The organism is uncultured Rothia sp. (genome assembly GCF_937976295.1).
Taxonomy (GTDB): Bacteria; Actinomycetota; Actinomycetes; order Actinomycetales; family Micrococcaceae; genus Rothia.
The window spans coordinates 1-20104 of sequence record NZ_CALJRY010000057.1; the positions used below are offsets into that span (position 1 = coordinate 1).

Annotated in this window: 17 protein-coding genes; 14 read left to right on the plus strand and 3 right to left on the minus strand. The window is 60.2% G+C overall.

Going from position 1 to position 20104, the window contains the following annotated elements:
* The 7 genes from Q0216_RS01535 to Q0216_RS01565 all read left to right on the plus strand — a co-directional run.
* On the plus strand, positions 1 to 495 hold a 495-nt coding region (locus Q0216_RS01535), incomplete at its 5' end, for a DNA translocase FtsK (protein ID WP_298592385.1).
* A 212-nt stretch (positions 496 to 707) separates the two neighbouring features.
* Positions 708 to 1355, plus strand: a complete 648-nt coding sequence (pgsA, locus tag Q0216_RS01540; RefSeq protein WP_298592388.1) for a CDP-diacylglycerol--glycerol-3-phosphate 3-phosphatidyltransferase — start codon at positions 708 to 710, stop codon at positions 1353 to 1355.
* A 100-nt stretch (positions 1356 to 1455) separates the two neighbouring features.
* Positions 1456 to 2061 (plus strand): CinA family protein, encoded by a 606-nt coding sequence (locus Q0216_RS01545; protein ID WP_298592390.1) that lies wholly within the window; start codon positions 1456 to 1458, stop codon positions 2059 to 2061.
* A gap of 281 nt (positions 2062 to 2342) precedes the next feature.
* Entirely contained in the window at positions 2343 to 2750 is a 408-nt protein-coding gene (locus Q0216_RS01550) for a helix-turn-helix domain-containing protein (RefSeq protein ID WP_298592391.1), read from the plus strand.
* Positions 2751 to 2927: 177 nt separating this feature from the next.
* A complete protein-coding gene (locus Q0216_RS01555) occupies positions 2928 to 3149 on the plus strand; it encodes a DUF3046 domain-containing protein (protein WP_005507110.1) in 222 nt (73 codons plus the stop codon).
* A gap of 389 nt (positions 3150 to 3538) precedes the next feature.
* Positions 3539 to 4642, plus strand: coding sequence for a recombinase RecA (gene recA / locus Q0216_RS01560; protein WP_005507111.1), 1104 nt, complete (start codon positions 3539 to 3541; stop codon positions 4640 to 4642).
* Positions 4643 to 4868: 226 nt separating this feature from the next.
* A complete protein-coding gene (locus tag Q0216_RS01565; protein WP_298592393.1) occupies positions 4869 to 6752 on the plus strand; it encodes a regulatory protein RecX in 1884 nt (627 codons plus the stop codon).
* A gap of 167 nt (positions 6753 to 6919) precedes the next feature.
* Here Q0216_RS01565 and Q0216_RS01570 read toward each other — a convergent pair whose 3' ends face one another.
* Positions 6920 to 8284, minus strand: coding sequence for a hemin ABC transporter substrate-binding protein (locus tag Q0216_RS01570; RefSeq protein ID WP_298592394.1), 1365 nt, complete (start codon positions 8282 to 8284; stop codon positions 6920 to 6922).
* Positions 8285 to 8319: 35 nt separating this feature from the next.
* Between Q0216_RS01570 and miaB the strand changes: the two genes are divergently transcribed.
* The 4 genes from miaB (at position 8320) to dapF (ending at position 13151) form a co-directional block, all read left to right on the plus strand.
* Positions 8320 to 9834, plus strand: coding sequence for a tRNA (N6-isopentenyl adenosine(37)-C2)-methylthiotransferase MiaB (miaB, locus tag Q0216_RS01575; protein WP_298592396.1), 1515 nt, complete (start codon positions 8320 to 8322; stop codon positions 9832 to 9834).
* A 75-nt stretch (positions 9835 to 9909) separates the two neighbouring features.
* Entirely contained in the window at positions 9910 to 10827 is a 918-nt protein-coding gene (miaA, locus tag Q0216_RS01580) for a tRNA (adenosine(37)-N6)-dimethylallyltransferase MiaA (RefSeq protein ID WP_298592398.1), read from the plus strand.
* Between the two features lie 78 nt (positions 10828 to 10905).
* Positions 10906 to 12054, plus strand: a complete 1149-nt coding sequence (locus Q0216_RS01585; RefSeq protein ID WP_298592400.1) for an acyltransferase — start codon at positions 10906 to 10908, stop codon at positions 12052 to 12054.
* A 161-nt stretch (positions 12055 to 12215) separates the two neighbouring features.
* The gene (dapF, locus tag Q0216_RS01590; RefSeq protein WP_298592402.1) at positions 12216 to 13151 is read left to right on the plus strand and encodes a diaminopimelate epimerase; all 936 of its coding nucleotides are present in this window, start codon (positions 12216 to 12218) and stop codon (positions 13149 to 13151) included.
* Positions 13152 to 13326: 175 nt separating this feature from the next.
* Here dapF and Q0216_RS01595 read toward each other — a convergent pair whose 3' ends face one another.
* Positions 13327 to 13950 (minus strand): class I SAM-dependent methyltransferase, encoded by a 624-nt coding sequence (locus Q0216_RS01595; protein WP_298592404.1) that lies wholly within the window; start codon positions 13948 to 13950, stop codon positions 13327 to 13329.
* Positions 13951 to 14093: 143 nt separating this feature from the next.
* Here Q0216_RS01595 and hflX point away from each other — a divergent pair, with 143 nt between their 5' ends.
* Both hflX and Q0216_RS01605 read left to right on the plus strand, forming a co-directional pair.
* Positions 14094 to 15809, plus strand: coding sequence for a GTPase HflX (hflX, locus tag Q0216_RS01600; protein WP_298592406.1), 1716 nt, complete (start codon positions 14094 to 14096; stop codon positions 15807 to 15809).
* A 6-nt stretch (positions 15810 to 15815) separates the two neighbouring features.
* A complete protein-coding gene (locus Q0216_RS01605) occupies positions 15816 to 17888 on the plus strand; it encodes an ATP-dependent DNA helicase (RefSeq protein WP_298592408.1) in 2073 nt (690 codons plus the stop codon).
* 229 nt (positions 17889 to 18117) lie between these two features.
* Here the strand turns inward: Q0216_RS01605 and lexA are convergent, their stop codons facing one another.
* Positions 18118 to 18792: a transcriptional repressor LexA gene (gene lexA / locus Q0216_RS01610; protein ID WP_070737306.1), complete on the minus strand. Its 675-nt coding sequence runs from the start codon at positions 18790 to 18792 to the stop codon at positions 18118 to 18120.
* An 860-nt stretch (positions 18793 to 19652) separates the two neighbouring features.
* On the opposite strand from lexA, the gene Q0216_RS01615 reads away from it, so the two are divergent.
* Positions 19653 to 20104: peptidoglycan-binding protein (locus Q0216_RS01615; RefSeq protein ID WP_298592411.1), on the plus strand; the 452-nt coding region annotated here is incomplete at its 3' end.

A 20104-nucleotide genomic window follows, 5' to 3' on the forward strand; every position in this document is an offset into this window, starting at 1 on the left:
TCGAAGCCGATGCGTGTTCAGGGTGCGTGGGTGTCTGAGTCTGAGATTCACGCCGTGGTTGAGCACGTGAAGAAGCAGGCGCCGACCATCTACCGTGAGGACGTGATGGTCTCTGCCTCGAAGAAGCAGATTGATGAGGAAATCGGCGATGACCTCGATGATCTGCTGCAGGCGGCGGAGATTGTGATTACGACCCAGTTCGGTTCGACCTCGATGCTGCAGCGTAAGCTGCGCATGGGCTTCGCGAAGGCTGGCCGCATCATGGACCTGCTGGAGTCGCAGGGCGTGGTGGGTCCCTCGGAGGGCTCGAAGGCACGTGAGGTGCTGATCCGTCCGGATGATCTGCAGGCGACCCTGGCGCGTATTCGCGGTGAGGAGCCTCCGGCAGCCGACCCGTACGCGAATGCGGTGGACCCGGGCGAGCCGGTCGCCGACTATTTCGATGAGCCCGATGATGAGGGTTCGGAGGATGCCTGGCAGCTGACCGGCCGCTAGTGCCTCAGCGCCCTGCCCACTCAGCCGACCCGCTCAGCTGACCCACTCAGCAGAGTGAGCGTGCGACATACACCCCGCATCGTCCCCGTGATGTCTGCTACGGCACACGTATAATGGACGGTACGGGGTGTTTGCGTATCCCCGATACGTTTAGGTGTCGGTGCGTACGCGGTCTCTCACCGTCGAAAGCCATCTACCCGCAAGGAGCCGTTATGAGTGAAGCTCGCAATTCCGCACCCGTCGGTGCGGTCAGCACAGCGAAGCCTTCAAACTGGAATGTGCCGAATGTATTGACGGTTCTGCGTATTATTGCGGTTCCTTTCTTCGTTGTTGCCCTGCTGACGGGCGGTACTTTTGGTGCCGCTGATCCGATGCACCGCTGGCTGGCGTGGATTATTTTCATTCTTGCCATGCTCACGGACTGGGCGGACGGCTACCTGGCGCGCTCGCGTAACCTGATTACGAGCTTCGGTAAGATTGCTGACCCGATTGCCGATAAGTTCCTCACCGGCGCGGCGTTCATTGTGCTGTCGGCGCTGGGCGAGCTGTGGTGGTGGGTCACGATTGTGATTCTGCTGCGCGAGTGGGGCATTACGATCATGCGCCTGTTCGTCATTAAGTACGGCGTGATGGCCGCTAGTAAGGGCGGCAAGATTAAGACTGTGCTGCAGACGGTGGCGCTGGTGCTGATGCTTCTGCCGCTGGGCCAGCTGGGTCTTGCATGGCTGATTCCTGGTTGGATTCTGATGGGTGCGGTCACCGCGATTACCGTGTGGACCGGCCTGGTGTATGTGCGTGATGCGTATATTTTGCGTCGTAACTGGTTGCAGGCTCAGGCCTCCCAGAGCGGCGATTATTAGAGGCGAGGGGAGTGGCGCGCGCTGCTCCCCTTCGCTGTACCTGCGGCGCGTGGTGTGCCGCGTGAGGTTTTGGGCGGCGGTTCGCCGCTGAAAGGAGAAAATGATGGTTCCCCTCATACGTGAAGATGCTCTGTCCACTGCGCTTTCCTCCACTGCGCTTTCCTCCGCTGAGGTTTTCTCCGGTACCCCGGAGGCGGCGGCGCTACTGCTCCGTGATGCGGTGAAGTTGCGTGCCTCCCAGGAGGGCCCGGTGCAGGTGGCGACGGCTGAGTCGCTGACCGGCGGGGACGTGGGCGGCGCGATTTGTACGGTGCCGGGTGCATCCGCGTATTACCGCGGCGGCGTGATTTCCTACGCCTACGAGGTGAAGGCTCAGGTGTTGGGCGTGGACGCTCAGCTGCTGGCGCGTGAGGGTGCGGTGCATCCTGCGGTGGCGGTGCAGATGGCGGTCGGTGCGGCGCGTGTGTGCGGTGCCGATTATGCGGTGTCGACCACGGGTGTTGCCGGTCCTGATCCTGCGGACGGTCAGCCGGTGGGCACGGTCTATATTGGTGTGTGTTCCCCGGGCGGCTCTGAGGTGTTTGAACGCCACTACTCGGGGGATCGGGCGCAGATTCGTGCGGCGGCGAGCGCGGATGCGATTGCTCTGTTGGCGCGTGCGGTGCGTGGCGGTGCCGGCGGGGTTCTGCAGAACGAGCTGGCGTAGCGTGCAGGGCGGGGCGGGCGGGGCTGTGTAGTCGTCTGTGCAGCGCCAACCTGAGAAAAGTGCCTACCTGAGAGAAATTTTTACGGTTCAAATATATTCACAGGGTTCTTTCAGTTCCAAGGGAATAAAGGCATAGGTTCGCCTGTTTGAATAGATACAAGCCGTAAGAAGAGGACGAAAATGGCGGGGCTCCTAGCTCACGCTCCAAAAATCAGTTAGGCTTAACTCTGTACAGTCCCGCAGGTCGGGAATACCTACTCAGGAAAGTGATATAGAAGCTCATGGCTAAGCAGCGCGTATCGATTAATGGCATTACTAAGTGGAAGGAAATCGAGGAGACCCCCCGACAGGTCGCCCCGGTCGTTGAGGAAGCTAAGGTTATTCCCCTGCGACAGGCAATCGGTGAGGTTCTTCGCGATGTTCGCCAGCGTCAGGGTCGCACCCTGCGCGAGGTTTCCCAGCGTGCCCGTGTTTCCCTCGGTTACCTGAGCGAAGTTGAGCGCGGTCAGAAGGAAGCTTCCTCCGAACTGCTGGCGTGGATTTGCCAGGCTCTGGACATTCCGATGTCCCAGATGCTGCGTGAGGTTGCCGACCGTATGGCGGTTCTCGAGGGCGTTCAGATTCCGGATACTGTTCCGGCTGAAATGTCTGAGCAGTACAAGAGCGATTACTACATTCTCTCGAAGTAACGCGAGGCGGCACATGCCGCGCTAAAACGTGAAGCGATGCCGTGCATCCCCGTAAGGTGGGTGTGCGGCATCGCTTATTCTCGGTTTATTCCTGGTTTATCCTGGGTTTGTTCTCGGGCGATGCGGGCGATGTGACGAATTATGAAGCGAACTAGCGGTGAAGCGTAAGGAGTGCTTGTGAAGCTGAGCGAATTTTGGGCGTGCATGGAGTATGAGTTCGGTGCCGGGTATGCTCCGGTGCTGGCGCGTGACTTGGTGCTGGGCTCGCTGGGTCATGTGACCGCTGCGGAGGCGCTGGACCAGGGCGTTAACCCCAAGGATGTGTGGCTTGCGATCTGTGAGGAGCAGGAGATTCCGCAGGAGCGCCGCCTGGGTCCCGATAAGGAGCCGTTGCGCTAGTCGGTAAGTCTGGCGTTTTCTTCCGTGTAGGTGGGGCCTGCCGTTTGTTCGAGTGCTAGCCCCTGCACGGGCGGTATTTTCGAATAATTAGCCTAGATTTCGGGGTTTTTCGAAAATATATGCCGAAACCCTATCCGATTTATTCGAAACTAGGTCGTAATTTTGTTCGACTCGTGCTAGACTTTTCCACATCAGGAATTTTTCGGAAAATTTTCAAAGTTTTCCACAGATTTTAAAAAATGGCCTTATCCTGTCAGGCTGTGACCCTAGAGTAGTCTCAGAAGGAACCGGTAGGCCAAAACCTTCAAGGTCTCGATTACGAGTCCCACCGATTCCGAAGAAACATTACTCCCGTCAACCACTGACAACACAAAGAACGAGGTACTACCGTGGCTAAGAACACCAAGTCTCAGAGCGTAGCTCGCGTTCCCGAAGAGGGTCGCGCCAAGGCACTTGAAGCCGTGATGGCACAGATCGACAAGAACTACGGCAAGGGTGCAGTCATGCGCCTGGGTGATAAGGAAATCACCAAGACCGAGGTTATCTCCACCGGCGCTATCGCTCTGGATGCCGCTCTGGGTATTGGCGGTCTGCCCCGCGGCCGCGTCATCGAGATTTACGGTCCCGAGTCCTCCGGTAAGACCACCGTTGCGCTGCACGCTGTGGCGAACGTTCAGAAGGCAGGCGGCGTGGCAGCGTTCATCGACGCCGAGCACGCACTGGACCCGATTTACGCGGCTAAGCTGGGCGTGGACATCGACCAGCTGCTGGTCTCTCAGCCCGACACCGGCGAGCAGGCACTGGAAATCATGGACATGCTGGTTGGTTCCGGCGCCGTTGATATCGTGGTCGTCGACTCCGTTGCCGCGCTGGTACCCCGCGCCGAAATTGAAGGCGACATGGGTGACTCCCACGTGGGTCTGCAGGCTCGCCTCATGAGCCAGGCTCTGCGTAAGATTACCGGCCGCCTCTCCGCAACCGGCACCACCGCAATCTTCATCAACCAGCTGCGTGAGAAGATTGGTGTCTTCTTCGGCTCTCCCGAAACCACCACCGGTGGTAAGGCGCTGAAGTTCTACGCTTCGGTCCGTATCGACATCCGCCGCATTGAGACCCTCAAGGACGGCGCTAACCCGATCGGTAACCGCACCCGCGCCAAGATCGTGAAGAACAAGATGGCTCCGCCCTTCAAGCAGGCTGAGTTCGACATCCTCTACGGTGAAGGCATCTCCGTTGAGGGCGGCATCCTGGACCTGGCGGTGGAGAACGACATCGTCAAGAAGTCCGGCGCATGGTTCACCTACGACGGTGAGCAGCTGGGCCAGGGCCGCGAGAACGTTCGTAAGCTGCTCAAGGACAACCCCGAGCTCACCGAGGAACTGCAGTACAAGGTTCTGGTGAAGCTGGGCATCATTGAGGAAGAAGCTGACGAGCAGGCAGCTGCTGAGTCCGAGGGTAACGACCCGCTGGACGAGCTGGCTGAGGAGTTCTAAACCGGCCCGCGTAGCTTCTTGCTAACGACACGACTAATTGCCGTGTGCTGTGCATTCCGCACGGTGCACGGCAATCTGTCGTTAACTGAAAGTGCATCAAATGAAGTACCAGCCGGCGCTGAGACAGCGGGCGCCGAGATAACGCCTCGTTACAATGGGGGAGCGTCGTATAGCCCGGCGCACGGGTCATCAAGCAATACAACACAGGGGAGAGGAGGAACCGAACATGACGGAACAGCACGGTCATCAAGAGCATGAGCACAACAGTGCGCGTGACGGCGACGCCGGTTTTGCGGCGCTGGACGCGACCGAACCGCACTTCGGTTCCTCAGCTCTGGCGGGGTCAGCTCTCCAAGACTCAGCCATCCAGGACTCTGCATTCTCTGCGCCTGTTCCCTTTGAACCCGCTATTTCCTTTGAGCCCGTTATTTCTTTTGAAGCTACTGGTTCGTTTGAATCCACCGCCCCGCCGGTTGAAGTAGGCGGCTTCGAGGCGCTCAATTTTGAGGCACCCGCGCCCCTGGCGGAGCCTACCCTCAGCTGGGAGGCGCCTCCTGCTGTTGACGAGCTCCCGTACCCTGACGAGCCTCCCTATGAGGACGAACCTCCTTACGAGGATGAACCTCCGTATCCGGTAGAGCCTTTGTACCCTGAAGCAGAGTACGCGGGGGAATATTGGGTACCCTCGGATGAAGCAACAGCCGCAGAGGCGACACCCACAGAAGCGATAGCGGAGAAGCCAGCGTCCACAGAAAACGCACCTAAGAAATGGACACGGAACAGGGCCGCGGGTTCGGTAGCCGCTGAGGAGTTCCCGGACTGGCACCCCGCCGCGCACGGCTTTGTTGAAGAAAGCATCGCCCGCGATAACGGCGGCGACTACGCGGGGGAGTTCCGCGTACCCGAGCTGCCCCTGCAATCTGTGCCCGGAGGCTCTGCGGAAGACTCTGGGAAAGACAGCGAGTCTCCGCGCCGGAGTCTGCTCGTTGACCCGAACCTGCCCGCCGTCTCCATTGACGAAGCGCCCGTTCGTGCCTTTACCCCCGGCGGTGCCGAGCCGCGCCCCATGGCGGCTGGCCGCATGAGTCGAGCCGGTGCCGCATCCATCGGATCGGGGCTCACCGCCGAAGAAAAGGAAGAGATTGAGAGGCAAGCAGCTCAGCGGGATAAGCAGAAGAAACGCAAGTCTTCGCGTGCCTCCAAGAACACCGACTACAAGCGTGGGTTCCGCCGCATGAGCCCGGCGCAGGAAGAGAAAATGCGGAGCCGTTCGCCCTACGCGCCCGCCTTCGGGGCTCGCAGTGACGATGAGGAAACCCGCAAGAGTCCCACGGGTCGCGGCTCGGGGAGCAACCTATTCAGGGAGGGAAGTAGCTTGAACGAAGAACTCACCCCCGCCGAAGAAGCACTCATCCGCGGCATCGCCGAGGAAGAGGCGCAGGGCGTCGGTACCGGAAAGCGCCGTGCCGCTTCGGCTGGTTCCCCCAAGGGCGCTTCTCGAGCTCGGGGCTCCCGGCCGGGCGCTTCTCAGAGGGGAAATACCTCCTCACCGCCGGAGGGCAACGTGCCTTCCTGGAAGCAGAAGGTACGTGCCGCCCGCGCCGCGGAAGAAACCGACCCCTACACTCGCGCTAAAACCATCGTGTACAACCAGCTGGCGTACTCGGCAAAAACCCGAGGTCAGCTACGTAAGAAGCTGCAGGCAGAAGGCTTTGACGCGGAGCTCATTGAGCCGCTGCTCGATAAGTTCGAGGCGGCAAAACTCATTGATGACGCCGAATACGCCCAAACGTTTGTGGCGCAGAAGAGCCGCACCAAGAAGCTTTCCCGTGCCGCGCTACGCCGCGAGCTCGCTGAACGCGGGGTGCGCGGTGAAGAGGCGGAGAACGCCCTGGCTCAGCGCACCGACGAGCAGGAACGCGAGGACGCCGCCGAGCTGGTGCGTAAGAAACTACGCCCCGGCATGGACCTCAGCGACCGTGCCGAAAAGGATAGGGTGACCCGCCGACTGCTGGGGATGCTGGCTCGCCGCGGATACTCCTCCTCGGTGTCGATGTCGGTGATTCGTGAGGAGCTCGCTGCCTACAGTGCGGAGGATGAGCTCTGGTAGGTTGCAACTCTGGTAGAGAACGAGCAGGTCTTCTCTGCCAACGAGCCTCGGCTAAAGAACAAAAGGGTGAGCCCGCTACAGACACACTCTGTAGCGGGCTCACCCTTAGGTTTTTGAGCTTTGTAAAACGCCTTGTCAAAGGCTGCATTTGCCGTTGGCGTTGCTGTTTACTCGACCGCTCCCAGACGGTCCGCGAACTCGGCGAGGGTTGCATCCTGAGAACCAGCGATCTCCAGGAGCAGGCGCATCAGCTGCGCACCCTCACGGCGAATACGAGGCAACAACTCGGAACGCGCCGAAGAAGAGTACAGCTCCAGTAGGGCGCACACGGTCACCGCCGCACACACCGCCAAATCCTCCGCCAGGTGCTCATCCAGCGGGGCGTCCTCGAACAGCGCAGAGTACAGCGCCGGCAGCGCCTTCTTGCGGTCCACCCGGTAGCGCGGGTACTCCGGCGAGGAGGGGAATCCCAGCATCGCCTCAACGAAGGGGAAACCGCGGTGGTGCAGGCAGGTGCCCTCCGCATCGACCATGCGCACCTGCGCGCCGTCCGCAGAACCGATTAGCACGTTCTGCGGCGAAAAATCGCCCGAAGAGAGCATATACACCTTGCCGCGGTTGAGCTTGAACTGCTCGGGCACCGGCGGGCGCTTGGTAAAGAAGGGCTGCAGAACGCGGCGGAAACGGAAGGACAGCTCCTCAACAGCGGCGGGAAGAACGGGGGCGTCCTCATACGCGGCAGAGCTGGAAGCCGGGCTGTCAGCATCATGCTCGGGGGAGCGCGCCTCATCAGCCACACCGTACAGCTTCTTCAAACCGCGCTCAGCCAAACCCGGCGAGGCAATAGCGCCCGGGAACTGCGCCTTGCGATCGGCACGCGCCAGGTTCAGGCGGTAATCCTCCACCGCCTCGCCCATAATGCCGCTGGCGGCAAGGGCATGGTACGCCTCAATGTAGTAGGTCAGCGCATCCAGTGCCTGCTCTTCGGTGCCCTCCAGCAGGGCGTGGGTGACCGAATACTGCTCGCCCTCAACGGTTCCAGCGCTCACATCCTCCAGTGCCAGCACACGCAGCTCAGGATCCGCGCCGTAGAGCTGCGGGAACAGACCCGGAACCTGCAGGTTCAGCGCCTCCAAACCGTAGCGCTCACGCAGGTACCCGAAACCGCCCGCGTTCACCGTCGAATCCTTCCGGCGGTAACGCTTCACAATAATCGAGGTCGGCAAAGGCGCAGCTGACTCGGCTGCAGGCTCATACGCCACACGCACCACAACCGAACGCATGCCGGTGCCCAGAATCTGCACGCGCTCAACCGCGCGGGCAGCCACCTGCTCCAAAGAATGAGCCCAGCTAAGCAACTGCATCAGATTCTGACGCATCGAGGCAGAATCAGCGCTCGCCTGAGGCGGCACGGGGGAGTAGACGGCAATCGCCTCCTCAATGAGGGCGCTCAGAAGCTCCTCGTTGGGGGCGGGTGCGGAAGAATCGTTCGGTGACAGAGCCGGAAAGTTACTACTAAGGGAAACCTGCATAGAGCCATTATCCCCCATCGGATACCCTATAGGGCATGACTTCGACCCTCAGCGATTCCGCCCAGACCCCCGAAACCAGCCCCCGCACCTACGAAGTGCGCACTTTCGGCTGCCAGATGAACGTGCACGACTCCGAACGAATGTCCGGCCTGCTGGAGGCTAACGGCTACGTTCGTGCGGAGGAAGGCACCCAGCCCGACCTGGTTGTTTTCAACACCTGCGCGGTCCGCGAAAACGCCTCCAACCGCCTGTACGGCCACCTCGGCCAGCTCGCGCCGGTCAAGCGCAGCCACAAGGGTATGCAGATCGCTGTGGGCGGCTGCCTCGCGCAGAAGGACCAGGACGCCATCATTGAGAAGGCACCCTGGGTTGACGTCGTGTTCGGTACCCACAACATTGGCTCCTTGCCGGCGTTGCTGGAGCGTGCCCGCCACAACCACGAGGCGCAGGCCGAACTGCTCGAATCCCTCGAAGTTTTCCCCTCCACCCTGCCCACTAAGCGCGACCACGTGTACTCCGGCTGGGTGTCCATCTCAGTGGGCTGTAACAATACCTGCACCTTCTGCATCGTGCCGTCCCTGCGCGGTAAGGAGAAGGACCGCCGCCCCGGCGACATTCTCGCTGAGGTTCAGGCGCTGGTCGACGACGGCGCTATTGAGGTGACCCTGCTCGGCCAGAACGTGAACTCCTACGGCGTGGAGTTCGGCGACCGTCAGGCATTCTCCAAGCTGCTGCGTGCCTGCGGCGAGATTGAAGGCCTGGAGCGTGTACGCTTCACCTCCCCGCACCCAGCAATGTTCACCGACGACGTGATTGACGCAATGGCGGAGACCCCGAACGTCATGCCCGTGCTGCACATGCCGCTGCAGTCCGGCTCCGACAAGGTGCTCAAGGATATGCGCCGCTCTTACCGTTCCAAGAAGTTCCTGAACATTCTGGACAAGGTGCGCGAGCGCATCCCGAACGCCGTGATTACCACCGACATCATCGTGGGCTTCCCCGGCGAGACCGAGGAGGACTTCCAGGACACCCTGAAGGTTGTGGAGCAGGCTCGTTTCTCCTCCGCGTTCACCTTCCAGTACTCGATCCGCCCCGGCACCCCGGCGGCGACCATGGAGAACCAGATCCCGAAGGAGGTCGTGCAGGAACGCTACGAGCGTCTGATTGCCCTGCAGGACCGCATCGCCGGTGAAGAGAACCGCAAGCAGCTCGGTAAGACCGTTGAGCTGATGGTTGTTGCGGAGGCTGGTCGTAAGGCTGAGCAGACGCACCGCCTCTCCGGTCGTGGCCCGGACCAGCGCCTCGTGCACTTCTCGGTGCCCGAGGGTTGTGAGACTCCGCGCCCCGGCGACATGGTCACCGTGCCCATTACCGAGGCTGGTTCCTTCCACCTGATTTCTGACCCGAGCGCCGAGCAGTACCAGCTGCGCCGCACCCGCGCCGGTGACGCGTGGGACCGCTCCCAGGCTGACTCGTGCGGTACCGGCACCACCCAGGTGCCCGGTGCGCCGGTGGGTCTGGGCATGCCGACCATCGGTCTGCGCCCCTAAAACCTATAACGAATCATGCGCCCTGTTCTTCGGGCTCGCACCGCCACCGCAAGTGGGGGTGAGGGAACCGGTAGAATGGGGCGCATGACTATCTCCGAAACTCTGCCCGTTATCGCTATTGTGGGCCCGACCGGCACCGGTAAGAGCGCGCTCGCCATTGAGCTGGCTCTGCGCCTGAACGGTGAGTGCATTAACGCTGATTCTATGCAGTTCTACCGGGGTATGGATATTGGTACCGCTAAGGTCACCGCGGAGGAGATGCGCGGCGTTCCGCACCACCTGCTGGACATTATGGACGTGCGAGATGAAGCGTCCGTGGCGGAGTTTCAGGAGCGTAGCCGTGAGCTGATTGAGCAGATCCGCGCCCGTGGGCGCTACCCGATTCTGGTGGGTGGTTCCGGCCTGTATGTGCGTGCCGCCCTGGATAAGTTGGAGTTCCCCGACACGGATGCGCGGGTGCGTGAGCGTCTGGAGGAGCAGGCACGTACCGAGGGCATTGGTGTTCTGCACGCCCGCCTGGCGGAGGTAGACCCGGAGTCGGCTGCGCGCGTGAAAGATGAGCGCCGCATTATTCGTGCCCTGGAGGTGTTCGAGGTGACGGGCCGCCCGTTCTCGGCGTTCATGCCGGTGCGCGAGTACGTGACCGAGAGTATTCAGATTGGTCTGGATATGGAGCGCGCCCTGCTACACGAGCGTCTGCACCACCGCGTGGAGCTGATGCACGAGCAGGGTCTGCTCGATGAGATTCGCACCCTGAGCGAACAGGGGTTGCAGGAGGGTAAGACCGCCTCCCGCGCGATTGGTTACGCACAGTTCGCGCGTGCCCTTGAGGAGGCGGACTACAGCGTGGAGCAGGCGATTGAGGATACGACCATTGCGACCCGCCAGTTTGCGCGCCGCCAGCTGACCTGGTTCCGCGCGGACCCGCGCGTGCACTGGCTGGATGCGCTCTCACCCACCCTTGCAGATGAGGCATTGGCTACAATTTTGTAAAAATAAGCGAATAGACGTATCAAAGCTGGGAAATTGAGGTTACTCTAGGGACATATTCACTCCAACTATAGAGGAAATATGTCACTCACATCACATACGAAAAATTCTGCCACTCTGTCCGTGGCAGAATCCACTCCGCGTTCCCTTTACGACGCCATTCTGGGCGGAACGAATTCGCTGAACTTCATTCGCCTTTCATTGGCCTCGTTAGTTATTGTGGCCCACTCTGCCCCTCTTGTTGGTTTTAACGCTGGAATTCTTGGAATTCCTGTTCCTGAACATATTGGCACTTTGGGTGAATGGGCTGTGAACATGTTCTTTTGCATCTCAGGATTCCTGATTGCTCATAGCGCGCAACGGGGTACTATCTCCGGCTATGTTAAGCGTCGTGCCCTAAGAATTTTCCCCGGCTACTGGGTATCCATTCTATTTGTTGTCTTCCTGTGTGCACCCATCGCTGTAGCAACCGGACACACGGCAGAACCTTTCTCCATTAAGGGCGCAGGCGGATACATAGCGCGCAATTTTGACCTTTTTAATCTGCAATACCCCCTTTTTGGTGGTCCTATTGGCATCCCTTTCACCCACACCTGGAATGGGTCAGCCTGGACCCTGGGTTTTGAATTCCTCGCCTACCTAGCGCTTATCCCGATTTTCTACATTGGGTTTATTCGTAAGAACGCAAAATGGCTGGTTCCTGTCATCTATGCTGGGCTATTTTTCGGGCACCAGATTTTTGAACTGATGGGGCGTGAACCCAATCGTTTTGTAGAACATATTCTTCGCCTGCATCCTTACTTTTTCGCAGGTGTCATTCTCTACATGTGGGGTAAGCGTATTCGTTATAACGCTACTGTGGCTATTGTGGTCACGGTTCTAGGATTTGTTCTGCAATGGTTTGCACCTGGTATTGCCCAGTACATGCACCTACCTGTGGCATACGGAATCCTGGCTCTCAGCGCTGCGATTAAGACTGACATGTGTCGACATAACGATATTTCTTACGGCGTGTACATTTACGCATTCCCGGTGCAGATTCTTCTGGTAGTTTTTGGTAGCGCGTCGCTGGGCTGGGTTCTGAACGCCATCCTTACTTTCGTTATTACTGTTGGCCTGGCGTGGTTGTCTTGGCTGTATGTTGAGAAACCTGCGTTGGCTTTGAAGGACCGCAAGCTTCTGCGTATTCGTCGCGCTCGCCCCGCAGACGCCGTAGCGGCATCTTCATAAACCGGTAAAGTATCTTGCATATTTCTGCGGCTTTCGGCGATCTTGATGAACTCATCACGTAAACCGGGAGCCGCAGAAGTATTTCCAAGGAAGAATGCCAGGTTCACCATCTGGCGCGGTAAAATCATAAACGGACTGGTCACCAACCTTAAGGACAGCATATGAGCGAGAACCCTTCCATCTGGGGCGAGCTGGCAGGCCTGACCCTCACCAAGGGTCACGGCACCGGTAACGACTTCATCTTTCTGACGGACGAGAACGCAGAAATTGCTCTCACCCCCGAGCTGGTAGCCCGCGCCTGCGACCGACACTTCGGCATTGGCGCGGACGGCTTCATTCGTGCTGCCCGCAGCACCGCCTCCCGCGCGGGTCAGAAGCTGCTCGAGGAGCACCCGGACGCTGTCTGGTTCATGGACTACCGCAACAGTGACGGCTCGATCGCTGAAATGTGCGGCAACGGTGTGCGCGCGTTCGTGGAGTACCTGCGCACTGAGGGCCTGATTGAGCTTGAGGTGGGCGAGACCGTCAAGATTGGTACCCGTGCCGGTGTGAAGACTGTGGCGCGCACCGAAGAGGGCTACGCGATTGATATGGGTCCGTGGAGCTTCATTCACGGTGACGCTGCCCGCGAGGGTGGCGAGGACTGCCTGGTGTCTGCTCGCGGCCTGAAGACTCCGCGCGCTGGCCTGTCCATTTCGATGGGTAACCCGCACACCGTGGTGATGCTCGGCTCCGACGGTAAGCTGGACGGCCTGGACCTGCACAGCCTGCCTCAGGTGAACCCCGCACCGGTCAACGGTACGAACGTTGAGTTTGTGGTGCCGGTCGACCTGGACGTTGAGAGCGGTGCGCACGTGGGCGCTATCCGTATGCGCGTGCACGAACGAGGCGTGGGCGAGACTCTCTCGTGCGGTACCGGCGCGTGTGCGGCGGCTGCGGCGACCCGTTTCTGGGGTGGCGAGGAAGCGCCGGATGAGTGGCTGGTGCACGTGCCCGGCGGTACCCTTGCGGTGACTTTCGTGCTGGGTCCGGACGACCTGGAGCATGTTGTTCTGGCTGGTCCGGCGCAGATGGTTGCGACCGTCGTGCTGCGCTAGCCTGCGGCCCTGCTGCGCTAGCCTGCTGCGATAGTGAGCAGTCTTAGAACAGAGATTTTATAGACAAAAGCGGCGGGTGTTTTCTGACAACACATTCAGAAAACACCCGCCGCTTTTATGTTTTAAGCAATGAGCGCCAGAAGTTTTAGCGCTAGAGGATTTAACACCAGAGGTTTTAGTCCTCGTAGCGGTGCACCTGCAGAATACGGAAGCCCTTCGAGGTCGCATAGCGCGACACCTCAAACTCACCGGGGTGCAGATCCTCAAGCTGCGCGTCCATCCACTTCTGTAAAGAATCGGAGCCCAGGTTCTTCTGAACCACCAGGTAGGCGTCACCGCCGGGCGCCAGGCGCGGCAGCCAGGTCAGCAGAATCTCGTGCAGAACCTCCTTACCCACGCGAATCGGCGGGTTCGACCAGATGGTGTCAAAACGCAGTTCGGGGTCAACCGATTCGGGGGTTCCCACGGTGACGTTGGGCAGGCCGAGAGCGGCGGCATTGCGTTCGGTCAGGCTAATAGATCGGGAGTTCACATCCACCGCGTGCACCTGCGCCTGCGGCGCGAGCATCGCCAAAGTCAGGGTGATGGGGCCCCAACCGCAGCCGATGTCGAGCATGCGTGTACCCTGCGGGTCGGGTGCTTCCTGCAGCAAAATAGCGGTGCCCTTATCAATACCGGAGGGGCTGAAAATGCCGTTAGCTGTAGTGACGGTGACCTTGCGGCCGGCAAGCTCCACCTGCACGGGGCGGGGCTTGAATTCGGTCTCGGGGGTTTCAGAGAAATAATGCTGCTCGCTCATGCTATCCAGTGTACCGGTAGGGCAAGAACCGACCGCACACGGGCAGAGTATTCGCGAGGTGGGGCAGTAGCTTGCACGCCCTGAGCGCACAGGCGACCGAACCCCCTACCTGATGCGGGCAACAGCGGTAGAATTAGAGTCGTATGAATTCTAAGAACACCCCCGTATCTGATACCGAAAAGCTGCCCAGCGATGAGCAGCTGCGCCGCACCGTAGACCGCGTTCTGGGTCGCTCCCAGGCCGCCGCCTCCGTCACGACGTATGACGCCGCCGGTACCGCGCATCACAGCGATAATTCTTCCAGCACCCACAGCAGCCACAATAGCCGCCGTGTGCTGGACACTCGCGCGCGCGAAATTTCTGACGTTCAGCGCGAGCATTCCGAATATGACGGTGACCAGGAAGATCTCGCCGAGCGCCGCGCACTGCGCCGTATCGCGAACCTCTCCACCGAACTTGAAGACGTCACCGAGGTCGAGTACCGCCAGCTGCGCCTGGAGCGCGTGGTGCTGGCTGGTCTGTGGACTGAAGGCACCGTAGAGGACGCAGAGAACTCCCTGCGTGAGCTCGCGGCACTGGCTGAAACCGCAGGTTCCGAGGTTCTGGACGGCCTGGTTCAGCGCCGCCTCAAGCCGGACCCCGGCACCTTCCTCGGCTCCGGTAAAGCGCTGGAACTCAGGGACATTGTGGAGGCGACCGGCGCCGACACCGTCATCGTCGACTCCGAACTTGCCCCCTCTCAGCGTCGCGCCCTCGAAGACATTGTGAAGGTCAAGGTCATTGACCGCACCGCCCTGATTCTCGACATTTTCGCTCAGCACGCTAAGTCCCGCGAGGGCAAGGCGCAGGTTGAGCTGGCTCAGCTGGAGTACATGCTGCCGCGTCTGCGTGGTTGGGGTGCGTCCCTGTCCCGTCAGGCGGGTGGCCGTGCCGCAGCCGGTGAGGGTATCGGTTCTCGTGGTCCCGGTGAAACCAAGATTGAGATGGACCGCCGCCGCCTGCGCGCTCGCATGGCGAAGCTTAAGCGTGAGATTGCTGCGATGGCGCCGGCGCGTGAGACGAAGCGTCTGAACCGTCGCCGTAACCGAGTGCCTTCGGTTGCTATTGCCGGGTACACGAACGCGGGTAAGTCCTCCCTGCTGAACCGTCTGACCGATGCCGGGGTGCTCGTGGAGAACGCCCTGTTTGCGACCCTGGACCCGACCGTCCGTAAGGCTCAGACCCCGGACGGTATCGGCTACACCCTCTCTGACACGGTGGGTTTCGTGCGTTCGCTGCCGACCCAGCTGGTGGAGGCGTTCCGCTCCACCCTGGAAGAGGTCGCGGACGCTGACGTCATCCTGCACGTGGTGGATGCTTCGCACCCGGACCCGGAGGGGCAGATTCGTGCTGTCCGCGAGGTCATTGCGGAGGTTGACGCCCGCCATATCCCCGAGATTATTGTGCTGAATAAGGCGGATGCCGCCGACCCGTTCGTGCTGGAGCGTATGCGCCAGCGCGAGCCGGAGCACGTGATTGTTTCGGCGCGTACCGGTGAGGGTATTGAGGAGCTGAAGCAGAAGATTGCGGACACCATTCCGCGACCCTCCATTGAGGTGAAGCTGCTGATTCCGTACTCGCACGGTGAGATTATCTCGCGCCTACACGAGTGGGATGCCGAAATTAAGAGCACCGATTTCGTCTCGGACGGCACTTTCGTTGTGGCTCTGGTCCGTGAGGATGTCGCCTCCGAACTGTCCGAGTATGTGCTGGAGGGCGACCTGCTGGAGGTTCTGGAAGAGGAACTTGCGGAGGCGCACGCCCTGGCTGAAGCGACCGCTTCTGTTTCCGAGCAGCCCTCCACCGTTGAGGCTCACTAGGGGCGTATGAGCGTGACCGAGAGCATCAACGCGCCCAAAAACGCCCCGGGAACCGTACCCGGATCGGCGACCGACGGCACCCGATTCACCGGGCAGGAGCTTGAGACCCTGCCCGGTGCGAAGGATGCCCTGACCCTGCTGGACGAGGCGGTTGCCGCCACTGGCGGTCAGAACCGTGCCGGTCAGCGCACCATGGTGGCGCATGTGGCGCAGGCTCTTGAACTGCAGCGTCACCTGCTGGTGCAGGCTGGCACCGGTACCGGTAAATCCCTGGGCTACCTGGTTCCTGCCCTGGCGCGGGTGGGGGAGTCGGACCAGCCGATCGTGGTTGCGACCGCGACCCTTGCCCTGCAGGCGCAGATTGTGAACCGCGATATTCCGCGTCTTCTGCAGGCGCTGGAGCCGCGCCCGGAGTTGCAGGCGCAGGTGGCTCTGCTCAAGGGCCGCAACAACTACCTTTGCCTGCACAAGCTGGAGGGCGGCTACCCGGAAGACGAGCCGGATGCTCTCTTTGATATGCCTTCTTCGACCTCCCGTGTGGGTGAGGAAGTGGTGCGCCTGCGCGAGTGGGCTGACCGCACGGAGACCGGCGACCGTGACGAGCTGAAGCCCGGTGTCTCTGACCGCGCCTGGGCTCAGGTGTCGGTCAGTGCCGCCGAGTGTCTGGGCCGCCGCTGCCCGCTGGTGGAAGAGTGCTTTAGCGAGATGGCGCGTGGCCGTGCCGCTGAGGCTGACATTATCATCACGAACCACGCCCTGCTGGCGATTAACGCTTTTGAAGGCATGAAGGTTCTACCCGAGCACGAGACGGTCATTATTGATGAGGCTCATGAGCTGGTGGACCGCGTGACCGGTGCCGTGTCTGGTTCTTTGACGGTTGCAATGGTTCGCCGTGCGGCACGTAGCGTGAAGAAGCACTCGAAGGCTGATTCCGGCGCACTGGAAATGGCAGCCGGCACCCTGGAGACCGCTTTCGAGGGTCTAGCCGAGGGCCTGCTGAAGGGCCTGGATGGGCGCCTTTTGACCGCTATTTCTGCGGTCAATGATGCCGCCCGCACCGCCCTGTCCGATACAAAACCGGACGGTCAGGACGTTGACGCCGGCCTGCAGATGGCGCGCTCGCGTGTCTCTGAGGTGCACGATATGAGTAGCCGTATTCTGGAGGCTTCGGGTGAGCAGGACGTGCTGTGGATTTCTCGTCAGGGCGGTTGGGAGAACGGCCGCTATGTGGCTGCTTCCGATACCGACCCGGCGACCCTGAACATCGCTCCGTTGAGCGTTGGCCTGCAGCTGCGTGACGGTCTGTTCGCTGACCGCACCGTGATTTTGACGAGTGCGACCCTGACGGTGGGTGACTCTTTTGACGTTGCCGCCGGTGCCCTGGGTCTGCAGGGCGAGGGTGCGCCGCGCTGGACGAGCATCGACGTGGGGTCGCCTTTTGACTACCGCAAGCAGGGCATCATGTACGTTGCCGGGGATTTGAAGCCTCCGGGATTTGGTGTGCATGAGGGGCAGCTGGAGCGTCTGCGTGAACTGTGCGAGGCGTCCGAGGGCGGTGCCCTGGGCCTGTTCTCCTCGAAGCGTGCCGCCGAGCGTGCCGCCGAGTACATGCGTGAGCACAGCGACCTGAACATTCTTCTGCAGGGTGAGTCTTCGCTCAAGGCTCTGGTGGAGGAGTTCAGCGAGGACGTTGACTCCTGCCTGTTCGGCACGATGAGCCTGTGGCAGGGCGTGGACGTTCCCGGTGACTCGTGCCGCCTGGTGGTGATGGACCGCATTCCGTTCCCGCGCCCGGACGACCCGATTGCGCAGGCTCATACGGAGGCAGTGAACCGTCACCGCGGTAACGGCTTCATGGCGGTTTCTGCCCACCACGCGGCGATTCGTATGGCGCAGGGCGCGGGTCGCCTGATCCGTTCGGTGTCTGACCGCGGCGTGGTGGCTGTGCTGGATTCTCGTGTGGCGACTAAACGTTACGGCGGTTTCTTGATGAAGGCGATGCCGCCGATGTGGTCGACGCAGAATAAGGCAGCTGTGATTGGTGCGCTGGCTCGTCTTTCGGCGAGTATTGAGCGTTAGCTCGGGCGGGATTCTTGTCTGGTGTAGTGCCGCTCCTGGCAGTGCCGCCCCTCCGCTTTGGCCGCCCCTCCGCTTTGGAAGTATATAAATCACCATAAATCACCCCGGTGGTACGTGAACGTTCACGTACCACCGGGGTGATTTCTATATCGAGCTAAAAGCCCTCACGGTTATGTCTTTTAAAGACCGTTGCTGTTTAGAGACTGTATTTTCTGGAGACTGTGATTTTCTAGAGACTACGTAGCACGGAGACGACCTTACCCATGACGGTTGCACGGTCGCCCATAATCGGCTCGTAGTTGGAGTTGCGCGGCATGAGCCAGGTGTGGCCGTCAACCTGACGGAACACCTTCACGGTTGCTTCATCGTCGAGCAAAGCAGCAACGATATCGCCGTTATCTGCGGTGTGTTGCTCGCGGACAACCACCCAGTCGCCGTCGCAGATTGCGGCGTCAATCATGGAATCGCCCTTGACCTTGAGCATGAAGAGCTTGCCGCTACCGACCAGCTGGCGGGGCAGGGCGAGCACATCCTCCACGGACTGCTCGGCGGTAATGGGACCACCCGCCGCAATTCGTCCAACCAGGGGAACGGGTACGAGGTCTTCATCGCCGACTTCGAAGTTCGGCAGCTCGGGCAGGGATGAGGAAGAACTACCGTGCATGCCGACACCATTCTCATCCAGCACCTCAATGGCGCGGGGGAGCTTGGGGTCGCGGCGAATATAGCCCATGGTCTCGAGGCGACCGAGCTGGTGAGTGACCGAGGACAGGGACGCAAGACCCACCATGTCACCAATCTGGCGCATGGACGGCGGGTAACCCTTTTGTTCAATCTCGGTGCGGATCGCGTCAAGAATCTTCTGCTGGCGCGCGGTCAGCGCCGGACGGGGTGCTGTTGCCATTTCTTTTCCTTCGGTCTGTGCCCCGATTTCTGTATTCCGGTCTCTGCAGTCTGTCTGAGCCGCAGTCCGGTCGGGGCACGGATGGGTGCTTCACACGTTTCCTGATGGTGTCCTAAAATTTTTTTGGTTCTGCCGAAATGGGTCTTATCTCGTCAGGGGGTGGAGGAATTCTATCCGTGCCAGAGCAATACCGGCGCAATACCGGAGCGATACGCAGGCAACGAGTATGCGCCTCCGCCCTATATAACTCAGCTGGCAGCACCTGCGCACGATACAGAACCAAGCTGTAACGGGTACAGAAATCTGCTGTGAGTAGGACTCATCAGGAGCGTGTGGAACGTCTCTTGACACCAGTGTAGAACACTACACCGAAAAACTCAAACAAATATTCTAGATTTTTTCTTCGAAACTCGAAGAAATTTTTAGTACATCTCTGCTAGACTTTAGAACAAGAGTTCGTATATACTCTTGAATCTCTCCTGAAATTCAGGATTTACGGGCGAATGTTCGAAAAATATTCGAAGATTCGACTCGGGATCTTTCGGGAGGGGAGAGTGAATGAGTGTTCGAATGTATTCGAATCCTCTGCCTCTCTCTTCGCATGATATACCCCGGATGCTCTAGAAAGCCTCTGGTAAATCTAGGGAGCATCTGGCGAAGAGAGAGCGCAGGGGATGGGGCTCCGGGGCTACCCGGTGCACCCGACGCTCTGACCTCACTAAAGAATAGCTATCCACTAGTTATCGCCTAACAATCACCACTCCATAGTTATCACTCAACTAGGACCTCCGAGCGGGTATCGCTCGGCATTGCTAGACCCGCGGGGTAACCCCGGGGCGAGCTGAGAGAAAGGAACCACAATGACTACTGCAGCACCTATTGCTTCTCGCGGCACTTCTGCACACCTTCCGGCAGGTTTGGTGGTACTTCACCCCGCACGCACTGCGCCCGTTCACACCGCGCAGGGGCGTTCTCGTGTGCCTGCCTCTTCGCAGTCTGTTCGCTCTTCTCGTGCGGCTCATGCACCCCGTCCTGCGCAGGTGGCTCAGCCGACCCCTGCTCCCGCCGTTTCTGACCCCGCAGTTTCCGTTCAGGCACCTGCACCGGTTCGCTCTGTAGCCTCTGGTGTGCAGACTGCTTCTGATGCGCAGGCACCCAGCGTGAAGAGTGTTCTTCTGGCTAAGGGTGGCGAGTTTCTGCGCGCGGTTCCCGCTTCTATTCGTCGTCTTGGTACTGTGCGCGGTTTCCTGAAGGGGTTGCCTCTGCTGACTTTGGCGGCGCTGATTGTGCTCGGTGCTATTAGCTTCTTTGG